The organism is Algoriphagus pacificus (assembly GCF_017254845.1).
Lineage (GTDB): Bacteria > Bacteroidota > Bacteroidia > Cytophagales > Cyclobacteriaceae > Algoriphagus > Algoriphagus pacificus.
The window spans coordinates 692258-718521 of record NZ_JAFKCU010000001.1; the positions used below are offsets into that span (position 1 = coordinate 692258).

Sequence of the window (26264 nt, forward strand, 5' to 3'; positions counted from 1 at the left end):
CATTTAACCATTAAAAATATCCTTCAGCGCTGGAATCAAAATCGGAAATTCGAAATCAAATCCTGCCTTTTGGATTTTTTGGGAAGAAACTCGATTTCCTCCGGTTACCATTTGGGACATTTCTCCAAGAATTAAATTCAGCACAAATCCCGGTACACCAATACCAATAAAAGGCTTTCCTTTGGCCCTGGCTGCCTCATGAGTCAGTCTGTAATTAGTTGCTGGATTAGGAGAAACAGCATTGAAAATTCCCTGAAGAGTGGTTTTCTCCAAGGCAAAAACAAACATATTCGCAAGATCCTCAATATGGATCCAACTCATCCATTGGTCTCCTTTGCCAAGAGGAGCCGCAACTGGCGGTTTGAGCATTTCACCCAAAGCGCCACCTTCTTTATCCAACACAATTCCTATCCGAAGCATCACTGTTCGTAAATGCAGACTTTCGATCTTTTTGACCTCAGCCTCCCATTGGATCACCACATCTGCCAAAAAATCATGACCTGCGGGAGAAGATTCCTCCATCAAATTAGTTCCAGTATCAAAACCATAATAACCGATAGCCGAGGCAGAAATAAACGTATCAGGTTTCATCGTAGCCTGTTCAATCGCCTGGTGCAATAGCTGAGTAGACTTGGTTCTGGATTCCAAAATCAGTTTTTTTCGCTCATCGGTCCATTTTTTATCAGCCACTCCCGCGCCTGCCAAATGGATAACAGCATCAGCCCATTCTAATGCTTCCGGATCAATTTTTCCTTTTTCAACATCCCAAAGAAATGACTTTTGCGATTGTTGGCTTCTGCTTAGCCAAGCCACAGTTTTACCCTTTGCCTCTAACAAAGCCGTAATTCTTTTGCCAATGAGGCCAGATCCGCCGGTGATAAGAATATTTTGCATGGGTAATTTTATTGAAGTTAACCCGAAAATCGGGAATATGTTACTTTCAATGGGAGACAATACTTGTCCGCCGCCTTATAGACTTTCATTTTCTATGCCTAATTTGGGCCAAACTTCTTATTGAGGAATTGAACTTCACATCACTGGTTACTTATTTGTTTCGTTGGATTGGATTTGGTTTGCTGATAGGTTTACTAGCCGGTACAGCATCTGCATTTTTCCTACTTGCATTGGAATGGGCTACCTTGACCAGAGAAAATAACCTTTGGATTGTGGCGCTTTTGCCATTGGGAGGATTTCTGATCGGATGGACTTATTATAAGTACGCGGAGTCATCAGTTCGAGGAAATAATCTACTGCTGGAGGAGCTTTATCAAACACACCAACCCATCCCTTTAAGGATGACACCCTTGGTGCTTTTCGGTACGATTGCTACCCATTTATTTGGGGGTTCGGCTGGCCGAGAAGGCACTGCAGTGCAAATGGGAGGCTCTTTGGCCGATCAATTGACCAAATGGTTTAACCTGGCAAAAGAGGATAGAAGGCTGGTTTTAATTGCCGGAGTGGCAGGTGGATTTGCTTCAGTTTTTGGAACTCCACTCGCGGGAGCCATCTTCGCGCTGGAGTGGATGCTCAATAAGAAATTCAGATGGAAATCCGTTTTCCCAGCCTTTTGGACTGGGATTACTGCAAATTTTGTCTGTGCTGAATTATGGGGAGTGGGGCATACCCATTACAGCATTCCTGAAGTCCCCGATTTGACGTTTATTAATTTTATCTGGATCATTCCTGCAGGAATTGCCTTTGGATTTTCAGGTAGATTATTTGCCCAAACGACGCATTTTTTTTCTCATCAATTTTCAAAATGGATTTCCTATCCACCCCTTCGTCCGGTCATAGGCGGACTGGTGATCGCGTTAATTGTATGGATTACGGACACCAGCACTTACATAGGATTGGGAGTTCCAAGAATCGTCGAAGCATTCCAAACCCCACTTCCATGGTATGATTGGTTAGTAAAAACCGGAATGACAGGTTTTACTTTGGGTGCTGGGTTTAAGGGAGGAGAAGTCACTCCGCTCTTTTTTACAGGAGCTACACTTGGCAACGCACTATCTACTTGGATTCCTTTGCCGCTTGCATTGCTAGCTGGTATGGGTTTCGTAGGAGTATTTTCAGGAGCTACCAATACGCCGATGGCTTGTACAGTGATGGGTATGGAATTATTTGGGGTAGAATCAGGCTTTTACTTGGCCATAGCCTGTTTTATCGCTTACCTTTTCAGTGGTAAATCGAGCATTTATTCTGCTCAAAATCTAGAAGGGAAGATTCACATTTATCCTAAAAAAAGGTACTTTTCCTTTCAGCGTTGGTTTAAAAAATGAAACTTTCGGATGCTTTATCAAAAGTCTGAGATCATTCTAGCATGAAACTGAAATTAAAGATTTTTTCAAATCCTGATCGAAATATCTATTTCCTCAGAAAGGTGAAGGCTATCGTGGAAGGGGTGGTGAGATACAGCAGTTTTGTGACTTTTGGGCTCCTTTTGTATCACTTGGGATATGATCCTGAGCCATTAAGCTATGCCATCTCTTCTTTCATTTTTACATTTTGTCTGATACTTATTGGAGTTGGATATATTCTAAAAATCCTATTAAATGAGCCTTCAATCCTGGTTGGAAGGGTCATTTTAGAAATACTTCTCTCACTATTTCTGATTGGATTTTCCCTTTTGAGATGGAATGTTTTCGGAATGGAATTCTCAGAAGGAATTCTGGATTATTCTCGGCAATACTTCCTGGTCAATATTTTGGTAGTGGTTCTGTTTTTCATTGAAACCAGTAAGTTCAGTTTGACTATAAATCGCCTAAAAGCTAGTCCAACACTGGTTTTTATCCTGAGCTTTCTGATTTTGATATTCATTGGAGCCATATTATTGAGCCTCCCGCATGCTACTACACAAGGAATAACCTTCGTTGACGCACTATTCACATCCACTTCCGCAGTGTGCGTTACAGGTCTAATAGTGCTCGATACGGCTAAGGATTTTACATTTTTTGGTCAAATGACGATTATGATTCTCTTTCAAATCGGAGGTTTGGGGATGATGACTTTCACCAGTTTCTTCGGGTTCTTTTTCAAAGGCAGTTATTCAATCGAGAACCAGCTATTCATCCGGGATTATATCAATGAAAACAATGTCGGAGAAATCTATTCAACGCTATTGAAAATAGTCTTTTTCACTATCCTGACAGAAGTGGCCGCGGCCTTATTAATTTTCCATTTTACAGATGATTCCCAATTCACAAGTAAAGGGGACCAGCTGTTTTTCGCAGCATTTCATGCCGTTTCTGCTTTTTGTAATGCAGGATTTTCAACCCTTAGCAATGGACTCTACGAAGCAGGATTCAGAGAATCTTACAACATGCATCTTGTTTTGGCACTTGCTATCATACTCGGTGGGATAGGCTTTCCGGTTGTTATCAATTATTACAATTATTTGAAGCACGTCATTGTCGGAGGAACCAAAAAATTGCTTGGGATAGAATCCTATCGACATGTTCCCAGAGTAACCAACATAAGTACCCGCCTTTCACTTTATACCACCGGTATACTTTTGATCGTGGGTTTTTTGGCATTCGGGGTATTCGAAAGAGACAGTACTTTAGCAGGATTGAGTCCCTATGGACGACTCGTCACCACCATATTCGGAGCTGTTACTCCAAGAACTGCAGGTTTTAACACCGTGGATATGACGATGCTCACAGTGCCCACAATTCTAATTTACCTGATCTTGATGTGGATTGGGGCCTCGCCCGGTTCTACTGGAGGTGGTTTGAAAACCAGCACTTTCGCAGTTGCTATTTTAAATACTTTAAGTATCGCCACAGGCAAAAAACGAGTGGAAGTTTTTAGAAGACAAATCTCCAACGAGACACTCAGAAAAGCTTTTGCTGTAATTGCACTATCCTTTTTGGTGATTGGTTTTGGTGTCTTTTTAGTGATGCTTTTTAATCCGGAACTTCCCTTAATTGATGTAGCGTTTGAAGTTTTCAGTGCATTCTCTACAGTAGGTTTGAGCTTGGGAATCACTTCCCAGTTGGGAACCGCAAGTAAACTTGTGATTATGGTTTGTATGTTTATGGGCAGAGTGGGTACCCTGACCATCCTCATCGCGATTGTAAGAAAAGCCGGAGAACAACGCTATAAATACCCAGAAGAAAATGTCTTTATTACTTAAATTGCTCTATCTATGAAATACATAATTGTTGGAATGGGAAACTTTGGCGGATATCTCGCCATGAGATTGACCGATATGGGGCATGAAGTGATAGGTGTGGATAACAGTGAAAACCGAATTGATATAATCAAGGATAAAATCACGCATGCGGTAACCATGAATGCGACAGATACCCAAGCTGTCAAAAACTTGCCATTACGGGACTGTGATGTAGTCATTATTGCCATTGGTGAGGATGTCGGAGCATCAATTATGTCCACGGCGATTTTCAAGCAATTGAATGTCAAAAGAATTATCGCAAGGGCCATCAATGACCTACATGAAACAGTTATCCGAAGCATTGGGGTAGATGAAATTATTCATCCAGAAGAAGAAACTGCAGATCGGCTTTCAAAGAGATTACAAATGAAAGGCGTGATGGATTCTCTCGAAATCTCTGACGAATACAATATCGTAGAGGTGAAAGTGCCAAAGCGCTACATCGGAATGAAAGTTTCTGAGGCAGAAATTCGTAAGGAATTCTTTTTGAACATCCTTACTGTCATCAAGTTGGAAGACAAAACCAATTTACTGGGAATCAAAACTCAGGAAAAGAAAGTAATAGGAGTGATCACTCCTGAATATTCACTAGAAGAGAATGACATTCTTTTACTTTTTGGGAAAATCAAAAACATTCAAGAATTCTTGAATCTGGAAGATTAACGGAGTTTGATCCCGCAGTTTGCACAGAAATTATCTACCTGTTTCAGGTTATCCTTCCCGCAATTAGTACATGTCATCAATTTTGGGGCATCCGCTTTTTTGCGTTGGGAAGCCATCTCTGTACTTACAATTCCGGTTGGTACTGCGATGATGGCATAGCCTAACAACATGATAATGGATGATACAAATTGACCCAAAGGAGTAGAAGGAGTGATATCCCCAAAACCCACTGTGGTCAAGGTTACAATTGCCCAATACATTCCCACAGGAATACTGGTGAATCCATGCTCTGGTCCTTCTATGATAAACATCAGCGTACCCATGATCAAAACAATTGTGACCACAAACCCAATGAAAATCATGATTTTATGGGAGCTGGCACGAAGGGATCTTTGCAAATATTCTGCTTCGGAAACATACCTGCCAAGCTTCAAAATCCGAATGACACGTAGCAATCTCAATGCTCTCACTACCGCTAATAGCTGGGAGTTTACTACGAAAAAACTGACATATGATGGTAGAATCGCCAATAAATCCACTACACCATAAAAGCTGAAAATATAACCTGATGGTTTCCTGGAAAGCCAAACCCGAAGGAAATATTCCACAGTAAACAAAGCAGTAAAAACCCACTCTAGCCATAAAAAAATCTCACCATAAGACGCTCTGAGGCTACCTACAGAATCTAGTATAGAAACGAGGATGCTTCCAAAAATCATAAAGAGCAAAACGATATCAAAGGTCTTGGAAGCCCAATCGTCTGACTCAAAAACGATATGTGCGAGTCGTTTTTTGGAAAATTTCATCATTGAATTTAGAAAAATTATTGGGCCTAAACCATTTAGTCCAGATAGTAAACACGCTTCACCCGAGTACTGATATTTGTCAACAACTCATAAGGGATCGTTCCGATACGATCTGCTAGCTCCTGAAGTGGAATTCCTTCGCCATAAATAATGGCTTCTTCTCCGGCTTTTATATCTGAAAAACCCGATACATCCACCATGCACATATCCATGCAGACATTTCCAATGATCGGTGCTTTCTTCCCCTGGATGAGTACAAATCCATTTCCATTAGAGAATCGACGATCATAGCCATCTGCATAACCCAAGGAAAGTGTGGCAATTTTACCTCCATTAGGCAGCATTCCTTTTCGGGAATAGCCTACTGTTTCACCAGGTTGCAGCTCTTTGATCTGTGATATGGTTGTTTTTAAAGTGCTGATGGATTTTAAGGAACTTCCGAATCTGCCAGTCACCTCTACTCCATAAAGGCCGATTCCCAGCCTGACCATGTCAAATTGATAGTCAGGAAAAGCAACAATTCCCGCCGAGTTTAAGGCATGAAAAAGCGTTTCTTTCGAAACATGCGGTATGAGAGACTTTCTCATTTCATTAAATGATTCCAGTTGTTGCAAAGAAAAATCTTTGTGAATTTCCTCATCTGCCCCTACCAAATGGGTATAAACCGAGGCGATTCTCATCCGCTTTTCCTGTTGAATCAAAGCAATCAATTCATCCAGCTGATGATGCTCAAAACCGAGCCTGTGCATGCCAGTATCCAAATCAAGATGAATTGATAATTTACAAGCATGGGTCTTGCAATAGCTGGAGACCATTTTAAAAAACTCAGGACTGAAAACTACCGGCTCCAGTTGAAAAGCATGACAGAGATCAATGGATTCTTCTACTGGATTTAGAACCATAATCGGTAAAGTAATCCCGTGTTTTCGCAGTGTAACTCCCTCATCTGTAAAAGCAACAGCCAAATAATCCGCACCCATAGTCTGTAAATGGTTGGCGATTTCTACAGATCCACCTCCGTAAGCAAAAGCTTTCACCATGACCATCACTTTTATTTCCGGTCGGATCAATCGCTTATAGAAGTTGTAATTATGTGTCAGTGCGTTAAGATTAATCTCTAACGTTGTGCCATGAATCCGCTGCTGCAGCTTGTTTACAATTCGCTCAAAACCAAAAGGTCTTGCTCCAGTAATCAAAATCAGATCATTGCTAAACTGATCAGGATCGAGGTTATCTAATAATGCCTCAGAGCTTTCAAAGCCTTTAAATTTTCCTTGAAAAAGCTGCTCCAATTTGAAAATATCCTCACCAACACCGAAAATTAAATCCAGTTGATGGTTTTTAATAAGATCAGCTACTTCGGCATAAAGTTTTGCGGGAGATCCTTGTTGCAGCAAATCTGAAAGAATCAGAATCTTCCTTCGCTTAGGTCTTTGTTGCTGCATAAAGTCCAACGCAACCTTCAATCCAGCCAGATCATTGTTATAGGTGTCATCGATTAGCAAAGAGTCATTTACCCCCGGTTTTAAGGTCAATCTCATATCCACTGATTTGAGATGATCTAAACCCTGTTGGATGGAATCCGAACTTTGCCCCAAGGTCATCGATGCCACGATCACATGGGTGATATTCTCCAAAGAAGCAGGATCCGTAAAAGGGACCTGGAATGTAAATGTGGATAAATCTGATTTTAAGAGAAGGATTTTTGCTCCTTTCTCTAAAATTTTAACTGACCTCGTGAAATCAACTCCTACTTGATCTGACCAAGCAATTAGCTTTTCAGCATCTATTTCTCTTTCGATAATTTCTGCAAGCTCTGCTTGGTTTTTAGAATAAATGACAAAGTTGGCATTTTGAAACAAAGCTAGCTTCTCTAAAATCTTGCTTTCTTGATCGGGAAAACCCTCTTGATGTGCAGAACCTATATTTGTGAAAATCCCAAGGTTTGGCTGAATCATCCTTTGCAATGCAGCCATTTCACCCGATTTGGAAATACCCGCCTCGAGAATTGCTACTTGATGCTCTTCCTGAATACCAAATATTGACAATGGCACTCCCACTTGAGAATTATAGCTTTTCGGGCTTTTCGCAACATGATATTTTTGACTCAAAACCTGTCCAAGCCATTCTTTGACGATGGTTTTACCATTGCTTCCAGTGATAGAAACAACCGGGTTTTTAAATAGCGAGCGTTGAAAAGCAGCAAGCTTTTGCAAGGCCTCTCTAGTATCTGAAACGATAATAAAACAGGAATCTGAAGTGGAAAAATCAGCGATTTCAAAATCAGAATGGACAATAAAATTCCTGACACCCAATTCAATCAAGGAAGGAATAAAAGTTTTACCATCCGCTTTGGCTCCTTTCAAAGCAACGAAAAGCGTATGCGCTGGATTGATTATCTGCCTGGAATCAATCGCAATTTGAGATAACAAGACTTCATGGGGTTTCCCAGAGAGAACTCCAGCTGTGATTTCAGCAACCTCGGTGATCCGTAATGCCTGTAGCATATTACTCTAGGTTTTTCTTCTTCTTTTTCTTAAAAAACACTTGCTTGATCCATCTTGGCAAGAATAATGCCCCAAGAATCAGGTAAGGATAGTAAGAAAGCAGTCTCCATAAAATACTGGTGACGAAGGTATATTTATTCAGGAATTGAGTAAAAAACTGAGCGAAGAAAAACTCAGCTGTGCCGCTACTTCCCGGAGTAGGAGAGATCATCATCACGATCCACATGATCACTTGTCGTGCAAAAACAATGATATGCTCGTGGATATCCAAAGGAACAAATGCTGAAATGAGTGCATTGAGCATCAAGTATCTGGAGCTCCAAATAAATATGGTGGCCAAAACAATGGGTAGCCAATATTTAAAACTCTTCCCTGCCAGTTCTTTGGAAGCTTCAATAATCTGATTTCCATATTCATCCGCATCATGCTTCCATTTTCTAAGCCATTTGATCGAAAACAACTTGATCAACAGCCATTTGAAAACTCGGGGTCTGTAAAACAAAGCTGCCGCCATGACAAGACTGTACGTTGCATAAAGCGCATAACTGATCCAGAAAATCGCTTCCATACTATTCTGAAGCTGGGTTTCCAGAACTTTACTTTGAGGGAAAATATTTCCTTTGGCAAAGAAAAGGATGATCGGCGCTCCAATGACAAAGAACAGATTATCCAAAATTGCGGTGACCATTACATAGGCAATGGCTCTACCTAATTTGATACCTTCTTTATTGAGAATGAAAATAGCTACAGCTGTTCCTCCTACCACTGATGGTGTAACTGCAGAGGCAAATTCCCACAAAATGATTACATAAATCGCCCGAGACCAAGAGAGATGTTTATCGGTTACTTCTCTTATTCTATAAACATACCCGGCATCTCTAAAGATGATAACTAGGATGGCCAGAAAAATCCAGGCCAAGGAGGCATCAAAAATTACACTTAAGTTTTTTGCATTGATGGACGGATCAAAATAAAACATAGCAAACACAATCCCGAGTCCAATGAGGATGGGAACCCAAACCTTATTCGGGTTTAGTGTTTGAAAGATTTTTTTATTGTCCAACTTCATACTTAGCCTGCAGCGATTGGCTCAGTCTTCTCCACCCAGAAATTATTAAATCCTTCACCGATGATAATCGTCACTTGTGAAAGCTGAAGTAATTCCAGAATGGCCAGAAAGGTGTAAATCACAAAAATTTTGTCGGGTTTGTAGGTGATAAATTCTGAAAACGGTACTTGTTTTTTGAAACTGATTTTTTCCAAAACAAAGTCCTTTTGTTGCTCAATGGTATAGGGATATTGGATGACAGTATGGGTAGTTTCATCCCTACGGGCGGCCAGTTTGGCCATGCATCTTTGAAAAACCTTTAGCAATTTGTACAAATCCACATGCTGCATTTCAGCATCGACATCGTCCACTTTGCTCAATTCCTGCAATTCAAAAAGCAAGTTTCCCCGTTTTTCCTTGGAGAGCCTTTCCTCTTCTAGGTTGGCTAAATCCTGTATTACAGATTTATACTTTTTATATTCCAAAAGGTTCCTGATCAATTCCTCTCTTGGATCTATTTCTTCTCCCTGCTCATTTAATTCAGGTCTTGGGAGAAGCATTTTAGACTTGATTCTCATCAACGTGGCAGCGAAGAGAATAAATTCACTAGCCACCTCGATTTCCATCTGCTCCAAATGATGGAGATATTCCAGAAAATCATTGGTTATCTTAGAGATGGGAATATCATATATATCCAGCTCATCCCGCTCGATGAAGAACAACATCAAATCGAACGGGCCCTCGAAAAGCGGTAATTTGATTTCGAAACTCAAGGGATATTTAAATTATTGGTTAATTTTGCCACCTTGTAGCCAAAGATATTCAATTAAGCTTAAATTAATTGGACTTACGTGAAAGAAAGAGGAAAGCCAGTCGAGAGATTTTGATATATCAATTATAACAAAGTTTCAAAAACAAGGTTAACTCTTTTTGACACCAGAACACCAAAACATGTTGATTCAACCAGGAGAATTATTAGCACAAATCAACAGCCCTGCTGATCTTAAAAAGTTTCCAAAAGATAAACTGGTGCAGATCTGTGATGAATTACGTCAATTCATTGTAGATAACGTTTCTGTTTATGGAGGACATTTTGGAGCAAGTTTAGGAGTTGTTGAGTTGACAGTTGCACTTCAATATGTGCTCAATACTCCGGAAGATCAATTGGTCTGGGACGTAGGCCACCAAGCTTATGGTCACAAAATCCTAACTGGAAGAAGAGATTCATTTCATACCAACAGGGTTTATGGTGGTATTTCTGGTTTCCCAAAAAGAAAAGAAAGCGAGTACGATACATTTGGAGTAGGACACTCCAGTACTTCCATATCTGCAGCCCTTGGAATGGCTGTGGCCTCCAAATACAAAGGAATCAAAAAACAACATGTAGCAGTCATTGGAGATGGATCCATGACCGGAGGAATGGCTTTCGAAGCTATGAATCATGCTGGTGTCAGTGATTCCAACCTGCTGATTATTCTGAATGATAACTGCATGTCCATTGATCCAAATGTTGGAGCACTGAAGGATTATTTAACAGATATCACTACTTCACATACTTACAATAAAGTCAAAGATGAAGTTTGGAAATTGCTCGGCAAATTCAGCAAATTCGGAAGCAGTGCACAGGATGTAATCTCAAAAGTAGAAGGAGCGATCAAATCTGCTGTTTTACACCAAAGCAATCTTTTTGAATCGTTGAACCTGAGATATTTCGGACCAGTAGATGGCCACGATGTGAATCATTTGGTGGAAATTCTGAAGGATATGCGAGATATCCCGGGTCCAAAAATATTGCATTGTGTGACCGTAAAAGGTAAGGGATATGCTCCTGCGGAAAACGGAAATAAAACTACCTGGCATGCTCCAGGCACTTTTGATAAAGTAACCGGAGAGATCTTTAAAAAGATACCGTCATCTCCACAAGCTCCAAAATATCAAGATGTCTTTGGGCATACTTTAGTAGAGCTGGCAGAGCAAGACGAAAGAATTATGGGAGTGACTCCAGCAATGCCTTCGGGATCTTCTATGAATATTATGATGAAGGCAATGCCGGATCGAGCATTTGATGTGGGAATAGCCGAACAACATGCTGTTACTTTTTCAGCAGGTCTGGCCACACAAGGGCTTGTTCCTTTCTGTAATATTTATTCTACATTCATGCAGCGTGCCTATGATCAGGTAGTGCATGATGTATGTTTGCAAAACCTTCCAGTAGTTCTTTGTCTCGATAGGGCGGGATTTGCTGGAGCTGATGGACCTACGCACCACGGTGCTTATGATATTGCTTATTTCAGATGTATTCCAAATCTGGTAGTAGCAGCACCTATGAATGAAGAAGAGCTTCGAAATATGATGTATTCCGGCTCAATTCATAATGGTCCTTATTCCATCCGATACCCAAGAGGAAAAGGTGTGATGCCTGAGTGGAAAACCCCAATGAGAAAAATCCCTGCGGGACAAGGCAGGATTATTAAGGAAGGTGAGGAAATCGCCATTCTTTCCATAGGACATATTGGCAATTATGCTGTTGAAGCATGCGAAGCAGTAGCAAAAGAAGGACTAAATCCAGCGCATTATGACATGCGTTTTGTAAAGCCTTTGGATGGAGAATTGCTTCATGAGGTTTTTGGTAAGTTCAAAAAAGTAATCACGATCGAAGATGGCTGTTTGATGGGCGGATTTGGTTCTGCTGTCATCGAATGGATGATGGATCATGGCTATCAGGCGCAAGTCAAAAGATTAGGTATCCCTGATGAAGTGATCGAACATGGCGAGCAAATAGAACTTCACAGAGAGTGTGGTTTTGATCCGGAAGGGATTGCCCAAACAATCAGAAGCATGGCCGAAGTGGTCAAAGCTTAATAAAATCTAGTTCATGTCTGGTATTAATTTTTTCGAGAAAGGCGAAGGTCAAGCCCTTGTGCTTTTACATGGTTTCTGCGAAATAGGTGCGATGTGGGAGGATTTTGCAAACTCCTTATCTGATAATTTTCGTGTGATCTGCCCTGATTTGCCAGGTTTGGCTGGCTCAGAACTATCTTCTGATAGCCTCTCAATGGAGGAAGTAGCAGTAATTTTGGAGGAGTGGATGGAAGAACAGGACATTCAAAATCCAATTGTTATTGGTCATTCTTTGGGTGGTTATGTCACTTTGGCTCTGACTGAACTTTTGGGTCCAAAACTCAAAGCCATCGGACTTTTTCATTCCACGGCATTTCCTGACAACGAGGATAAAAAAGGAATGCGTGACAGGACTGTCATTTTCCTGAATAAACACGGAGTAGAAACTTTCGTGACTTCATTTCTTCCGCCATTATTTCCTGAAAACAGAAGGGAAGAATTAAATCAAGAGATCCAAACGGCAATCTCACAAGCAAAAAAGTGTTCTTTGGAGGGATTGATTGCTTTCACCAAAGCGATGCGTGACAGAAAAGATAGAAGGGAAGTACTACAAAATTTCGCAGGAGGAAAGCTTATGATTGCTGGGGAGCTTGATTCTGCAGTTCCTATAGAAGCAAGTCAAGCTCATAAAACCCTCGTTACGGACTACGTGGAATTAGCAGGAACAGGCCATATGGGTATGGTGGAAAGAAAAGCCGAAACAATAGAAATTGTGAGAAATTTCTGTTTAAAGCATTCCTCCTAGAATCCCCATCAGTTTTTCCAGATACAATTGGTCAGTGCCATCAAAATCATCCAGTTTGTCACTGTCCACATCCAAGACCATTGCTACCTGATCTCCTCTGAAAACAGGGACAACGATCTCTGACTTCGAGGCAGAACTACAGGCAATATGCCCTGGAAAAGCCTCCACATCTGGTACTAATTGTGTTTTTGCTTGCTGCCAAGCAGTCCCACAAACCCCTTTTCCCAAAGAAATTCTTGTACAGGCGATAGGTCCCTGAAAAGGCCCTAAAACCAATTGAGTTTCTTTTACCAAATAAAAACCTACCCAGAAGAATCCAAAAGCTTCTTTCAACGCCGAGGAAATATTCGCCAAGTTGGCGTATAAATCAGGCTCTCCACTAATCAATGCCTCAATCTGTGGAATAACTGATTCGTATTTCTCAGCTTTGGTAGCTGCCTCGGGAATGTATAAGTTTTCAGACATGGTAGTGGATGGTTAATCGATCTTCAAGAACTTGGATGGTTTCTGATGCTGGTTTATTGATCACTGGAGCGGCAACTCCAGCTCCAAATTTATTCTGGCTTGTAAACACTCTTGCTTCGTCCCAAAGTTCGGAAGCAATAAATTTATTTAGCAAATAGCTACCTCCCTCAACAATCAAACTTTGGATATTCCTTTGAAACAAATCTTCCAGTATCTGATCAATTGTAAAGCCAGGCTTCATTTTTACATAATGTAAATGGCCTTTTTCTTCTGATTTGAGGGTATTATAACAAATCGTCGGCACAGCTTGGTCAAATATTTTTAAGTCTTCCGACAATTCCAGTTTACTGTCAATGACAATTCTCAGTGGGTTTTTACCTACCCAATCACGCACATTTAAAGCAGGATCATCGTATTTCGCAGTATTTTTCCCCACCACGATAGCATCTTCCTCTGCCCTCCATTTATGAACTAACTGGCGGCTTGCAGAATTACTGATCCACTTGGAAGAAAAATCCTCTCTGGCTACAAAGCCGTCTTGAGTTTGTGCCCACTTTAGAATTACATAGGGCCTTTTATTTTCGATTTGTGTGAAGAAACGGCGGTTTTGCCAGCGAGCTTCATTTTCTAGTAAGCCAATTTCCACTTCTATTCCCGCATCTTTCAAAATCTGAATTCCTTTCCCTCCAACAAGAGGATTTGTATCAAATGCAGCAATAAATACTTTCCCAACTCGCTTCTCAACCAATAAATTTGCGCAAGGAGGAGTCTTACCATAATGCGCGCAAGGTTCTAAGGTGACATAAACTGTTGCACCTTCGAGTAGTTCTTGGTTTTCTATAGCATTGACAGCATTTACTTCAGCATGTGCTTTTCCATACTGTTGATGATATCCCTCCCCGATGATTTTGTCTTCGCGTACGATCACACATCCAACCATAGGATTAGGACTCACCCGACCTCGACCCATTTCGGCGAGTTCCAAAGCTCTCCTCATGTAATCTTCATGCTTCATCAAGGTTTCTTTTTTAAAGTTACTCTTGGCAGGCTTGCTGATTCTCCGGCGATGATTTCTACATTCGTGATCAATGTATCTTGATAAAGCTCATCTTTTGGATCAAAATAAATAGAGTAAAGCCCTTCAGGTAATCTGAACTCATAAGACCCTGTAGTTGAAGGGTGCGTACTTACAGAGTCATCTCCTTTAATTGCGAAAACAGCGGGCTTGATGGTATTTGGAGAAAGTGAACCACTTAATTCACCAGAACCAGCTCCTCTAAAAATAGTAAGCGTGGGATTTAATTGTAGCGATAAGGGGCTTTCGTCCAATACTATAATTGATTTTTCCAGATCAAAATCCAAAATCAAATCATAGGATAAACCCTGCTCAATTGAAAGTTCGATTGGAAGGGAAACCTCCGTATTTGACTGGTCTGTCAGAGGAAGTGGATATTCTTTTTCATCGAGATACAAGGAATGTTCATTCCCCAGCCTCAAAGTGACTTTCAAGATTTTTCCTGCAGGAAGTTCATCTCTTCCCAGCAATAAAGCCTCTCCACCTACCAGGGCACTGACTTCAATTTTTTTATCACCAGGTTGGTATGGCAGAAAGAAAGTTTCTACGGTACCATCATCCTTCCCAGCAGTGATTACCTCCACATCTGCCCCTAAAATCTCCACAAAAACAGAATCCCACTGGGCAGGTGCATCAACCAGAATAAGATTTACTAAGGCCTTTGGGTTGGAATCAAATTCTTGGCAACTATACAAGCCGAAGAAAAAGCCGATCAGAATAAAATAAAAAACAGGTCTTTTCACGGATTAAATTTAGCCCAAAACTATTCAAAAATCAGGGAATCCATCCCAGAACTATTAAACATAAAAAAAGCCGGTCGAAACCGGCTTCATTTAATAGTCTTAATTGGGGACTATTGTAATAGGATCTAGGGTTTTTACTTGTCCTTCTACCACTAACACTTCTCCAATTACAAGAGTTTTATATCCTTCTTTTGGAGAAAAAGTCAGGGTATAAACTCCGTCGTCCATTCCTAAAATTTTGAAGTTTCCATTCTCATCTACAGATGTATTATAAGAATCGTCTCCTTTTTGAGCGTTCACTGTTACAGGATAAGCTTCCTCAGGGAATACTTGACCCATAATTCCAGAAGCAGCTTCTTCCATATATGCTCTTAAAACTGGTTTCAAATTGATATTTCCAGAGTTGCCAGCAACTACAATGGATTTAGCCACATCAAAGTCAATAACTAAATTATAGCTCATTCCACCTTCAATATCTTCATCCACTTTGATTTTTAATCCCGACTGCTGAGCACTAGGAGTCTTCAAATCAGAACGTACACCGTCTTTTACGACATAGTTATCATCACCCAAAATAAGTCTCAACTGGTCAATTTCTCCTTCAGGAAAATCTTCAGATCCTAGGAAAAGAGAATTTTCACCGGTAAGGTCCAGAAGATTTACGTATCTGCTAGACTCATTATAAGGGATTTCTACCCATGAGCTTTCATCATCGTCATCGATGTCAGCATCGTCGTCATCCATAGAATCGTCATTTTCAGCTTTCACTCGAATAGCCAAAACTTCAATCCACACTTCGTCAAAATCACCTGGAGCATCTACCAGATAAAAATTAACCCTTGCATTTCCTCCATTTGGAGTATCATCGTCGTTGGAGCATGATGCAGCAAACAGCATCACTCCGATTAACATGAAATAATTAAATAGATTTTTCATCCTTAAAATTTTTCGGTTTAGTTGATGGGGGAAATTCAATCACTGTGCCACATTACAAATTTGAATAATTAAACGGAAAGTAAATACTGCTTGTTATTTTTGGGGATGATGAAATGGGAAAAGCTTTTGGCCCGGGGAAGATTTGGTGATACACCCGGATTTATTCCAACACAAATAGTAAGAAGTGAATTTGAAGTCGACTACGATCGTATCATATTTTCTGCGCCTTTTAGAAACTTGCAGGACAAGACTCAGGTGTTTCCATTACCAGAGCAAGCCTTCGTTCATACTCGATTGACGCATAGTCTTGAAGTATCAAGTGTCGGCAGATCTCTTGGAAAAGCTGCTGGTGAATTCCTGTTAGAAAAGTACCCAAATCTCCAGAAATCAGGCATTTCTGCCTATGAAGTGGGGGCCATAGTTGCTGCTGCAGCCTTGACCCATGACATTGGAAATCCTCCTTTTGGACATGCAGGTGAGGAAGCGATTTCTGATTTCTTCAAGTTTCACCCAGCTGGCAAATGCTGGGATTCCCACGTCAGAAGCGAGCAATGGGCAGATTTATGCAATTTTGAGGGAAACGCTCAGGGATTCAGGATGTTAGTTTCGAAATCCTATGGTCTAAAACTAACCTATGCCACTTTAGCGGCTTTCACAAAATACCCAAGACCCAGCTTTATTCCTCATCGTGATATAGCCAGAAGAAGTCAAAAAAAATATGGCTTTTTCATCAACCAACTTGCTGATTTTGAGCAAATGGGATCCTTTTTAGGAATGGAAAAATCCAGTCCTGAATGTTGGTTACGACATCCATTGGCATTCTTAGTTGAGGCAGCAGATGACATCTGTTATAGCATCATTGATCTCGAAGATGGCTGCACGCTAGGATTGGTAAGTTTTGAAGAAACCGTGAAGCTACTTGCCCCAATTTTAAAGGATAAATTTGATCCCAAAAAACTCAAAGAACCCCGAACAAATTCCCAGAATTTAGGGGCACTGAGAGCCATTGCTATTGGTGAGCTGATCAAAGAAACTGTAGAAGTTTTTGCACAGTATGAGGAGAGCATGTGCAAAGGAAATTTTGACAAAGCCCTGACGGATATCATTCCTTCAGCCAAAGCATTGCAGGAAATCACATCCGTTTCTGTCCAAAAAATCTATCGGTCTAAGGTAGTCCTAGAAAAAGAAGCGGCAGGTTTCCAGGTTTTGGAAGGATTGCTATCTGTTTTTTCTCAGGCTTTGTATCATCAATTTTATAATCCAGAAAGATTCTCGGGTCAAGACAAGAGTATACTTCGACTGCTTCCTGAAGATTTTCCTCTGAAAGGCTGGGGGGCAGAGGTCAATCCTTACCCTTTACTTCGATCGCTAGTTGACTTTATTTCCGGTATGACCGACAAGTATGCATTAAATCTTTATAGACGGGTAAAAGGCATTTCATTCCCTGGATCTTGATTGATTTTCTGAAAGTCAAAAAAGGTCATTTTTCTCATTTGAAAAATGACCTTTTTTGGTAGAAAGAAATTGAAAAATATTTCTTTGCCTTCGGCTTAAATCTTGTTGTATTATAAGCCCTTACGTGAATTTATTCCGTAGATAACCGTGATAGGCCAATCTGCCAATTATGGCATTTTTAAGCCCTATTCCCCAATTAGACTGATTATGAAAAAAATAATATTTATCACATTAGGTGTCTTCTTCTTCTTTTTAGTAGCTGCAATAGCGCTTCCCTTCCTTTTTAAGGATAAAATCGCTGCCCGGATTGACCAAGAAATTGCCCAATCCGTGAATGCAAAGGTGATTTATGATGTAGATAACATCAGCTTAAGTTTTTTTAGAAGATTCCCGAATATCTCTGCTAATGTCAAAGACCTTGACATAGTAGGCAATGCTCCTTTTGAGAGAGATACCTTGGTTTCCCTTCGAGAACTTCAGATCGACTTTAATCTAAAGTCAGTTCTTTTTGACGAATACCCTACTCTGACGGGAGTTCACTTGAATGGAGGAAACCTTTACATCAAAGTTCTTGAAGACGGAAGTGCAAATTATGATATTACTTATCCATCGGAAACCACCACAGAATCTACCGAAAGCAATATGCGAATAGGAGTAGACCAAATTGAGGTAAATGATCTAAACGTGGTGTATGATGACCGACAGCTTGATTACTTCATGGCTCTAGGTGGAATAAATGCCATCGGAAACGGTGAGTTTACTGCAGATGTCTATGAATTACCGATTGAGCTGGAGGCTTTGATAGCGGATATTACCTATGAAGGCACGAGTTATCTAACCAACAAGAATTTTTCAGGTGAGACGCTGCTGAATATCGATATGGAAAACATGAAGTTTTCTGTAAGTGATGGAGATTTCCTGCTTAACGATTTCAAATTCGGATTGACAGGCTTTTTAGCCATGCCTACAGATGATATCGAGCTTGACCTAACCTTTGGAGGCAAAGACAATGAGTTTAAAAGCCTACTTTCCTTAGTTCCTGGAATCTATTCTGAGAGTTTTTCCAGCCTACAAACTTCCGGAACCATGGATTTTAATGGTTCGGTAAAAGGAATTTACAACGAAACCAAATTCCCGTCTTTTGATGTCTCATTGAAAGTCGCTGATGGGAAGTTTCAATATCCTGATTTACCTCGCCCAGTCAAAAATGTCAATCTAGACATGCAGGTAAAAAATGAAACAGACAACTTGGACAATACCAGCATTGCCATTCCTGCTTTCAATCTTGATTTTGGTAGTAACCCTCTTTCTGGAAAATTATACCTATCCGATTTGGTGACATATACGATAGATGCTGCTTTGAAAGGAAAATTAAACTTGGAGGAGTTGACTTCTATTTTTCCAATTGAAGGGATGAATCTGAAAGGAACACTGGATGTGAATGCTTTGGCAAAAGGAAGGTATGATTCCATTGCAGGAGTGATTCCTACCATTGATGCCAAATTATTGCTGGCAAATGGCTATGTGAAAAGTGAAGATTACCCCGCTCCGATTGAAAATTTAAACGTCAATGCTTCCATTTTGAATAGCAGTGGAAAAATGAATGATTTCTTGGTTGATCTGAGCCAATTCGGTTTTGAACTGGAAAAAGAAGCAATCAATGGAAAACTGAAAATCAGGGATTTTGAGCAGTTGATTTGGGATGGAGAAGTTATAGGCTCCGTTGATCTGAAAAAGCTCATGGCAATTTTCCCGATGGAAGGAATGGACATGGAAGGCAGAATCAATGCAAATATTCTGACAAAAGGGTCCTACGCAGCAATTGAGGCCGAAAAGTATAATCAGCTACAGACAAGTGGTACGATGGATGTTTCGAATTTCAAATTCGTCTCTGCTGATGTCCCCCAAGGAGTGGATATTTTCACTGCAAAAGCAACTTTTAACCCTGACAATATTTCTCTATCAGAACTGGATTCCAAGTTGGGAGAAAGCCACGTAAAAGCTACAGGTACTATATCCAACTACATGAATTATTTATTGGCTGACGAGGGTACACTCAAAGGTCAGTTGGTGCTGAACAGTCCTAGATTCAACGCCAATGAATGGATGACAGAAGATGCATCGGCAGACACTGTAGCTTCAGAAATGACAGTGATAGAACTACCTAAAAACATTGATTTCACCATGTCAGTGGCAGCCAATGAAGTTCTTTATGATAATCTAAATCTAAAGGACATGAAAGGGAATATGACTCTAAGAGATGGTGTTTTGACTTTCTCAGATGCATCGATGAAAACCATGGGAGGTACAATTGGATTGGCTGGTAATTATGATCCGAGAGATTTATCTGCTCCAAAATTCAATTTCAGCTTGGACATTTCTGAACTGAGCATAGCTGAGGCTTTCCGATCTTTCAATACTGTCAAAGCATTTGCTCCAATCGCCCAAAACCTAACGGGGAAATTCAATACCACTTTAAATTTTTCAGGTATTCTTGGTCAGGATATGATGCCTTTGCTAGCTAGTCTTGATGGTAATGGACTTCTTAAAGTGGCCGAAACTGCTTTGAAAGACAGTAAAATACTAGAAGGCATCACAAGCCTGACACGCTTGAAAGATGTCAATACCTTACAATTGAAGAATATTTCCATTCCTATTTCAATCAATAATGGGGTGATGGATGTCAAACCTTTTGATGTCAAGCTTTGGGATTACGAAGCTAATGTGCAAGGATCTGCAGGATTTGATGGATCGATTAATTACTTGCTAAACCTACAGGTGCCGGCAGGTAAATTTGGTTCGCAGGCCAACAATTTATTAGCAAGTCTGACAGGAACTGCTGTAGATGAAAACACCAAAATCCCAGTTGCACTTAATCTATCCGGGACCTATAATTCACCAAAAATTACCCTTGCTGGTGGAAACAGCATAGAAACTTTATTGGCAGATGCGCTCAAAGCAAGAGTAAGTGGGGAGACGCAAGCATTGCAATCCAAAGCAACCGAACAATTCAATGCTGCTCAGGATAGTATCAAAAAAGAAATGAAATTGAAAGCAGAAGTTGTTCAGGACAGCGTCAAGAAAGAACTAGAAAAACAAGCTGATGTCACTAAGGACAAAGCTGTGGAAGAAGCCAAAAAATTATTAAAAGGGTTTTTCCCAAAACCTAAAGAAACAACTAAACCAGATACCACAAAAGTGGTGAACAACTAGCAAAAAAAAGCCCCGGACCTTTCGGTTCGGGACTTGGCTATTCCGGGTTTGTATCTTTAAACCACAGTTTCATTCGCCTTTCCAAGATTAATATTTGAGAAAAGGCTCTAAAGAGACTAGTTTTTAAACTCTATTTCATTCACAGAAACTAAAATCTCTTCTGACTTAGCATCTGTGTTTTTAAATATAAAATAAATATCATGTTTCCCATCAACCGCTGATAAAGTTGCAGTTGGTTTCGCAGAATTTTGTCTCATCCATTCTTTTCTAGAAACTCCTGCAGGAGGTCTAAACCCACCATTTGGTGCGGAAGTAACTTTTTCAGTCTCTCCCAAAACCTGCCCGGTAGGCGAATCCAATCGGATTTCTACAGATGCTCCTTTGGCGCCTACTCTGTCGCTGATTCCGAGATATAAGGTTATTTCTTTGATTCCTGTCAGATCTAGATCCTTAAATCCTATGAAAGACTGATCTCCCACCATAAAGAAATTAATACTTGGAGTAGTCAGCAATTGAACGCCTTTTCTATCTTCTGAAAGTTGAGGGTCCAAGAATGGGTTTCTCAAAGCCACAAAATCTTCTCCCGCCAAAGAGGTAATATTTCCAGCACCTTTATCTGCATAGTAAGCTCTCAGAAGAAACCCTCCTTGTCCATCTTCGCCTTCAGGAATTTCTGGATTTAGTGATCCTTCCAACGGTAGTGATGCTGTAGTCGGGGTTACTTCATTCATGCTGAAAATGTAATCGATCATTCTTTTAGCATCCGCCTCTGATAATTGTGGGTGGGCACTCATCGCATGTTCTCCCCAAACCCCGCTTCCACCATTAATGACTTTACTGACCAGCATTTTCACATTTTCTGGAGTATTAGGGTACTTCTGAGCCACTGCAGCATAGCTTGGACCAATCGAAGTGCTATCATATTGGTGACATGATTTACAATCGCTCGCTTCAATCAAATTTCTTCCAATGTTCAACACAGCCATTGATTCTGCGCCACTTTGATTGGAAGCCATTTCGATAGGGTCAAATCCTGCTGGAACGTAATCAAATGTAACAGCAACTTCTCCAGGCTTAATCGAACCATCACTTGTGCTTCCGTCTTCTTTATCACTTACCGTCACTTGGTAATCCAAAGAGTTCTCTCCAAAATAAAATGTTCTGTTTTTGCCTTTAAAATCAATAGATACTTCAGGACGTGCATTTCCAGCAACAAGATTCAGGTTAGCGACATTTGAATCGCCCTTGGTATCTGTCACGGTAAGTTGCACCTGATAGACTCCTGGAGTTTCAAATGTGTAAGAAGCATTTATCCCTTCAAGCTCCGCACTAACTCCATTATCTGAGGTAATTTTCCAAGTGTAAGTAAGCTTTCCTTGGTCGTAGTCGTCAAAATCATTGGTTCCTTCTGCAGAGAAATTGGAAGTGATTGGTACAGCTCCAGCTAAAACATCCGCAGAGGCATTCACATTAGGTTTTCTATTTCCTGCATTGAATTCAATTTTTACCAATCTCGAATTGGAGTTTCCTCTAAACCAAGCACTGCCATATTCCAAAACATATAGAGCTCCATCAGGACCAAAGTCCATGTCTATCGCTGAGCTGAAATTTTGCTCTGGAAGAAACCGCTCCATGGATTTGTAGTCTCCATTTTCATCCATCGTTACTGCCATAATCCAACCTCTCATAAAATCCACGATCAACCATTTTCCGTCGTAATAGGCTGGAAAAACAAAAGGAGCATCTTTAGAAAAGTCTTTCTTTCTAAAAACAGGACCTCCGGTTGCACTTCTTCCCGAAGAACCTAGAAGTGGAAATTCTTCAGAAACTCCATAAGGATAGTAAATAAATGCTGGAATAACTGGGGTTGGAAGCTCCCTCAAACCTGTGTTGTTTACAGATTCATTGACTGGATTATTGACGTCAAAAGGCTCTCCATAGGTTTCTGTAGCCAAATCATGTCTGTTGTAAGGTCTGTTGTTGGCGATGAAATATGGCCATCCAAAAAATCCAGGACCTTTGGCTTGATTAAATTCATCATATCCTTTTGGACCCCATATTGAATCGACAGATGCATCTGGTCCTACTTCTCCCCAATACAAATAGCCTGTTTCACTATCCAAAGTAGGCCTCCATGGATTTCTATGTCCCATGGTATAGATCTCAGGTCTTGTCTTTTCAGTTCCTACAGGAAATAAATTTCCCTCAGGAATGGTATAGGTACCGTCATCTTCAGGATGAATTCTAAGGATCTTTCCTCTCAAATCATTGGTATTTCCAGGAGCTCTCTGATCATCAGAGTTTTCAAAACCTGGTCTTTCATCAAGGTTAGATGAGCCTGTTCGAGGATTTACAGTGTTATTTCCTACTGTTAGGTAAAGGTTTCCTTCTTGGTCAAAGACCATTCCTCCACCTGTATGGCAACATTCTTCACGCTGAGTTGGAACTACCAATAAGATCTTTTTGGTGTCCTCTTTTAAGGTATTTCCATCCAACTCATATCGCGCCAAAACATGCTGCGTATCTACAGGGTCTGCATAATAAAGGTAGATCCAATGGTTCTTTTCAAAATCTGGGTGCGCTATAACCCCCATTAAACCCTCTTCTGCTTCTCTAACTACGCCTTCTTTGTTGGTGTATTTAGTGTTTACAGGGATAGTGGCGATCAAGGTCATCTCACCTGTGTTTTCATCGAGGATTTTGACTCCCCCTTTTCTTTCCACAATCAGGACTCTCTTTCCTGGTAGAAAAGTCATTTCCATGGGTTCGTCCATACCTTCAGTCAACACAACTTTTGTAAAGCGGTTTTCATCTGGCTTGATGTTCGGATCATCAAATGGCTCTGATTTTTGACAGGAACTAATACCGATTGAAATCAAAAGGATAAGCAAGGAAAGGGTCCTTGAGTAATTATTCACCAAGTGGCTCATAAATCGTTAGGTTTTGGGTTTGCAGAAAACTAGGGCGCATAGTTTTCCATATTTTGTCAAATTGACAAAATAGATCAATTTTAACCAATAAAATTACGGTATACGGTATTTTAATGGGATAAATGCCGGTTTTTTATAAAAAATTAGAGATGATTTAAAGCTTTGCCAAATTTATTTTTTGTTATCCCTAGCTGATCCAATATGACTACACCGCTTTCATTTTGATCGAACTCAAACTTTATTTCTTTTAATAAGCTTGGGGTAAAATTTGGATTTTCAGATCGTAATTTCTCTAAATCAAAAACATAAGTTTGAAAGATGTTCTCGGAATGATCCTTCTTATCCAAAAAGTCAATTTTTAAAACTCTTGACTTTATCTGCCGCTGGAGATGAGAGAAATTTGACAAAAGAAACTTGATTTCTTCACCAGATTCATCGACAAGAATTATATTAAAATCCAGTGGGGGATCAGGTGTTTTTTCTTTTTCCTCATCCTTTTTATCCTCTGACTTAGCTTCATTGTTTTCTTCAATCTCAGCCTCATTTTCTTTTTCTTCATTCAATTCCTCTTCTTCTTCATTGGAATCATTTTCATTTTTCCATTTTCCTCCACTTTTTGGATTTGAACTTTCTGTAGATTCTGCCAAAGAAAAAGTCAGAATAGAAGTAGAGTCCGGTCTGAAACTCATGGAATCCAGCGTGATGGTATAGCTCGCCAAAACCGAATCTGGGATGGAGGGTTTTGCACCGTCTTTCCATAGGGTATCGATTCCTTCATTTAGCTTTTTGTAATTCCATCCCAAATAAACTGCCCGACTTCCCTTTTTGCCATACTCCATATCAATCTCCGCTTCACGCCAAACGGTTAAATTATCCGCATCAGCTTTACCTCCTGTGGTTATGGTTGTAAGCTCAAAGTCCTCATCAAAGTTTGCCCAAACTTGAGTATTTGAATCTTCAAATTGACTTAAATAAATAGACTCTGGAAGCCAGTCTTTTCCCTTTCTTGGATCCAAAAACAATGGGAGATATTCTTCTCTTTGATTCAAGCTTGCCTCCAGAAAAGCCCCAATGTAAACTTTGGCTATTTCCTCTTGCTCGGAAGCCGGCATCAATTGCTCACGATTTAGAACTCCCTTGAAAGTTGCCAAAATGTCGTTATCGCCCCAAGAAGTGTTGAATTGTCCGTGATTCGCTCCAGAGATGTAGATTAAGGATTTGAAATGATAGGTACTATCCGTGAACTTGATACGCTCATATTGCGCCGCTCCGGCAAAAGAAGTCACGTCGGCATCTTGAGCCCCATGGAGACTTAAGTAATTTACATTCTCAAATTTTGTCCCAGATCCTCCTGGCTTATATTGCCCATCTACCGGCGCTATGGCAACGATGCCCTTGATATTGAAATGATACCCTAATTTGATGGAAGCATCATCTGGATAATATTCCAGCGCATTCAGCATGGCAGCATGACCAACTGCTTCGCCTCCCCTGGAATGACCCATGAGCGCAATTTTATCCATATCGACTTTTCCAAAAAGGGGATGGGATTCATTTTTATTCCACTCATCCCAAACGCGCAAATGTTCGAGCAACAACCAACCCCGAGCATCATTTTCTTTTTCTAATCGGCCAAAAAGATCTGTCCAAGACCCATTTATAAAGTTTTCATCCACCGAGGCCAAAATCATTCCTTTGGAGGCCAAAAACTCTCCGAGATAATCATATCCCGGATCTGAAAAATCCTGCATAGGGTGATTTCCATGGACAACCAAAACCAATGGAAACGGTCCGGTTCCTTCGGGCATCCATACCCTTGCATTGAGAGGTAATTCCTTTTCATCAAAGCCCCAATACTTTTCTCGCCACCAACCACTGAATTTTGCCCAGTTGTCTATGAAGGCTCTTCCATCTACTGATTCGGTTTGATAAGTGACTCCTTCTGCAAATTCTTCACGACGAATATCCTTGCCTGAACCATAGGTAAAAGTGGTTATCTGAAAATTTCCATTGGCTGAAGGGGCAGGTGCTTCAATTTGTGAAACTTTATCTTCAGTAAGTTTCGCTGCATTGATCTGTTCATCGATTTCTAATCCCCGAATACTTCCAAAATAGATCAAAAAGCCAATCCCAGCTATCCCAACTGCAAAACCTAAAATCGAAACAACTTTCTTTGGAGTGCTTAGTTTTTTAAAATGTCCTTTCCAAAACATGGCTATCCCAGCTCCAAAAAGGGAAAAAACCAAGATCATAAAAATTACATATCGATCATCTCCAAATCTGACAAGCGTTAACAGAATGAAACTTGCAATCAATACTCGTTTGTAAAGTGGGGGAATTGAAAAAATCAATTTGATAAGTTTCACTGAGAGGTAAGAAACCAGTGTCACTGCGATCAAGATCAAAAGCCCAAAAACCAAAAGCCAAGAGTCTTTAAAGTTGATCGACATTCCGATTACCTCAATCAAGAAGACGATCAAAGTCAAAATCAAAAGTCCGATTGCAGCTCCTTTAATGGCAAAAGTACCTGGCTTAATGAGGTTTAGTTTCCCTTTAATCCAAGTTCCAACTTTCTTAAAAAATTTCTTCATGTTCATTTGATT

The 26264-nt window shown here is 40.4% G+C and carries 18 protein-coding genes; 7 read left to right on the plus strand and 11 right to left on the minus strand.

The genetic code is table 11. The annotated features are described in order from the left end of the window. Positions 1-3: 3 nt before the first annotated feature. A complete protein-coding gene (locus tag J0A69_RS02965; protein ID WP_206585019.1) occupies positions 4-894 on the minus strand; it encodes a TIGR01777 family oxidoreductase in 891 nt (296 codons plus the stop codon). A gap of 128 nt (positions 895-1022) precedes the next feature. Here J0A69_RS02965 and J0A69_RS02970 point away from each other — a divergent pair, with 128 nt between their 5' ends. From J0A69_RS02970 to J0A69_RS02980, 3 genes are read left to right on the plus strand one after another with little or no spacing between them, the layout of a single operon-like run. Then, the gene (locus tag J0A69_RS02970) at positions 1023-2279 is read left to right on the plus strand and encodes a voltage-gated chloride channel family protein (RefSeq protein ID WP_206585020.1); all 1257 of its coding nucleotides are present in this window, start codon (positions 1023-1025) and stop codon (positions 2277-2279) included. A gap of 41 nt (positions 2280-2320) precedes the next feature. Next, positions 2321-4135 carry a TrkH family potassium uptake protein gene (locus J0A69_RS02975; protein WP_206585021.1) on the plus strand — a complete coding sequence of 605 codons (1815 nt, stop codon included), beginning with the start codon at positions 2321-2323 and terminating at the stop codon, positions 4133-4135. 12 nt (positions 4136-4147) lie between these two features. After that, the gene (locus J0A69_RS02980; protein WP_206585022.1) at positions 4148-4837 is read left to right on the plus strand and encodes a potassium channel family protein; all 690 of its coding nucleotides are present in this window, start codon (positions 4148-4150) and stop codon (positions 4835-4837) included. On the opposite strand, the gene J0A69_RS02985 is transcribed toward J0A69_RS02980, so the two are convergent. The 4 genes from J0A69_RS02985 to J0A69_RS03000 are packed head-to-tail and all read right to left on the minus strand — an operon-like array spanning position 4834 to position 9971. Then, entirely contained in the window at positions 4834-5643 is an 810-nt protein-coding gene (locus J0A69_RS02985; protein WP_206585786.1) for an ion transporter, read from the minus strand. The two genes, J0A69_RS02980 and J0A69_RS02985, sit on opposite strands and share 4 nt — an antisense overlap. A gap of 35 nt (positions 5644-5678) precedes the next feature. Then, positions 5679-8150: a bifunctional UDP-N-acetylmuramoyl-tripeptide:D-alanyl-D-alanine ligase/alanine racemase gene (locus tag J0A69_RS02990; RefSeq protein WP_206585023.1), complete on the minus strand. Its 2472-nt coding sequence runs from the start codon at positions 8148-8150 to the stop codon at positions 5679-5681. A 1-nt stretch (position 8151) separates the two neighbouring features. Then, on the minus strand, positions 8152-9219 hold the full coding sequence (locus tag J0A69_RS02995) for a lysylphosphatidylglycerol synthase transmembrane domain-containing protein (protein WP_206585024.1): 1068 nt from the start codon (positions 9217-9219) through the stop codon (positions 8152-8154). A gap of 2 nt (positions 9220-9221) precedes the next feature. After that, positions 9222-9971, minus strand: a complete 750-nt coding sequence (locus J0A69_RS03000; protein ID WP_206585025.1) for a segregation and condensation protein A — start codon at positions 9969-9971, stop codon at positions 9222-9224. A 178-nt stretch (positions 9972-10149) separates the two neighbouring features. Here J0A69_RS03000 and dxs point away from each other — a divergent pair, with 178 nt between their 5' ends. Further along, a complete protein-coding gene (gene dxs, locus J0A69_RS03005) occupies positions 10150-12060 on the plus strand; it encodes a 1-deoxy-D-xylulose-5-phosphate synthase (protein ID WP_206585026.1) in 1911 nt (636 codons plus the stop codon). Positions 12061-12073: 13 nt separating this feature from the next. After that, positions 12074-12844, plus strand: coding sequence for an alpha/beta fold hydrolase (locus J0A69_RS03010; RefSeq protein WP_206585027.1), 771 nt, complete (start codon positions 12074-12076; stop codon positions 12842-12844). Here J0A69_RS03010 and J0A69_RS03015 read toward each other — a convergent pair. The 4 genes from J0A69_RS03015 to J0A69_RS03030 all read right to left on the minus strand — a co-directional run bounded on the left by J0A69_RS03015 (position 12827) and on the right by J0A69_RS03030 (position 16063). Then, on the minus strand, positions 12827-13309 hold the full coding sequence (locus J0A69_RS03015; RefSeq protein ID WP_206585028.1) for a GAF domain-containing protein: 483 nt from the start codon (positions 13307-13309) through the stop codon (positions 12827-12829). The two genes, J0A69_RS03010 and J0A69_RS03015, sit on opposite strands and share 18 nt — an antisense overlap. Then, on the minus strand, positions 13302-14324 hold the full coding sequence (ribD, locus tag J0A69_RS03020; RefSeq protein WP_206585029.1) for a bifunctional diaminohydroxyphosphoribosylaminopyrimidine deaminase/5-amino-6-(5-phosphoribosylamino)uracil reductase RibD: 1023 nt from the start codon (positions 14322-14324) through the stop codon (positions 13302-13304). Before ribD ends, J0A69_RS03015 begins: the two co-directional genes overlap by 8 nt. Beyond that, entirely contained in the window at positions 14324-15127 is an 804-nt protein-coding gene (locus J0A69_RS03025) for a DUF4382 domain-containing protein (protein WP_206585030.1), read from the minus strand. The genes ribD and J0A69_RS03025 overlap by 1 nt, the downstream gene beginning before the upstream one ends. A gap of 99 nt (positions 15128-15226) precedes the next feature. Beyond that, positions 15227-16063 carry a DUF4382 domain-containing protein gene (locus J0A69_RS03030; RefSeq protein ID WP_206585031.1) on the minus strand — a complete coding sequence of 279 codons (837 nt, stop codon included), beginning with the start codon at positions 16061-16063 and terminating at the stop codon, positions 15227-15229. Between the two features lie 108 nt (positions 16064-16171). On the opposite strand from J0A69_RS03030, the gene dgt reads away from it, so the two are divergent. Together dgt and J0A69_RS03040 are read left to right on the plus strand one after the other, a co-directional pair. Then, positions 16172-17518 (plus strand): dGTP triphosphohydrolase, encoded by a 1347-nt coding sequence (gene dgt, locus J0A69_RS03035; RefSeq protein WP_206585032.1) that lies wholly within the window; start codon positions 16172-16174, stop codon positions 17516-17518. Positions 17519-17725: 207 nt separating this feature from the next. After that, complete coding sequence (locus J0A69_RS03040; RefSeq protein WP_206585033.1) at positions 17726-20731, plus strand: AsmA-like C-terminal region-containing protein; 3006 nt, start codon at positions 17726-17728, stop codon at positions 20729-20731. Positions 20732-20847: 116 nt separating this feature from the next. Here the strand turns inward: J0A69_RS03040 and J0A69_RS03045 are convergent, their stop codons facing one another. Next, a complete protein-coding gene (locus J0A69_RS03045) occupies positions 20848-23661 on the minus strand; it encodes a PQQ-dependent sugar dehydrogenase (RefSeq protein WP_206585034.1) in 2814 nt (937 codons plus the stop codon). Between the two features lie 143 nt (positions 23662-23804). Then, the gene (locus tag J0A69_RS03050) at positions 23805-26252 is read right to left on the minus strand and encodes a hypothetical protein (RefSeq protein WP_206585035.1); all 2448 of its coding nucleotides are present in this window, start codon (positions 26250-26252) and stop codon (positions 23805-23807) included. Positions 26253-26264 lie beyond the last annotated feature (12 nt).

Coding starts and splice junctions, on each gene's coding strand:
- ribD (WP_206585029.1), bottom strand. CDS start 14,324: ATGAAGCATGAAGATTACATGAGGAGAGCTTTGGAACTCGCCGAAATG.
- J0A69_RS02985 (WP_206585786.1), bottom strand. CDS start 5,643: ATGAAATTTTCCAAAAAACGACTCGCACATATCGTTTTTGAGTCAGAC.
- dxs (WP_206585026.1), top strand. CDS start 10,150: ATGTTGATTCAACCAGGAGAATTATTAGCACAAATCAACAGCCCTGCT.
- J0A69_RS02980 (WP_206585022.1), top strand. CDS start 4,148: ATGAAATACATAATTGTTGGAATGGGAAACTTTGGCGGATATCTCGCC.
- J0A69_RS02995 (WP_206585024.1), bottom strand. CDS start 9,219: ATGAAGTTGGACAATAAAAAAATCTTTCAAACACTAAACCCGAATAAG.
- J0A69_RS02975 (WP_206585021.1), top strand. CDS start 2,321: ATGAAACTGAAATTAAAGATTTTTTCAAATCCTGATCGAAATATCTAT.
- dgt (WP_206585032.1), top strand. CDS start 16,172: ATGAAATGGGAAAAGCTTTTGGCCCGGGGAAGATTTGGTGATACACCC.
- J0A69_RS02965 (WP_206585019.1), bottom strand. CDS start 894: ATGCAAAATATTCTTATCACCGGCGGATCTGGCCTCATTGGCAAAAGA.
- J0A69_RS02990 (WP_206585023.1), bottom strand. CDS start 8,150: ATGCTACAGGCATTACGGATCACCGAGGTTGCTGAAATCACAGCTGGA.
- J0A69_RS03040 (WP_206585033.1), top strand. CDS start 17,726: ATGAAAAAAATAATATTTATCACATTAGGTGTCTTCTTCTTCTTTTTA.
- J0A69_RS03010 (WP_206585027.1), top strand. CDS start 12,074: ATGTCTGGTATTAATTTTTTCGAGAAAGGCGAAGGTCAAGCCCTTGTG.
- J0A69_RS03015 (WP_206585028.1), bottom strand. CDS start 13,309: ATGTCTGAAAACTTATACATTCCCGAGGCAGCTACCAAAGCTGAGAAA.
- J0A69_RS03030 (WP_206585031.1), bottom strand. CDS start 16,063: ATGAAAAATCTATTTAATTATTTCATGTTAATCGGAGTGATGCTGTTT.
- J0A69_RS03045 (WP_206585034.1), bottom strand. CDS start 23,661: ATGAGCCACTTGGTGAATAATTACTCAAGGACCCTTTCCTTGCTTATC.
- J0A69_RS03050 (WP_206585035.1), bottom strand. CDS start 26,252: ATGAAGAAATTTTTTAAGAAAGTTGGAACTTGGATTAAAGGGAAACTA.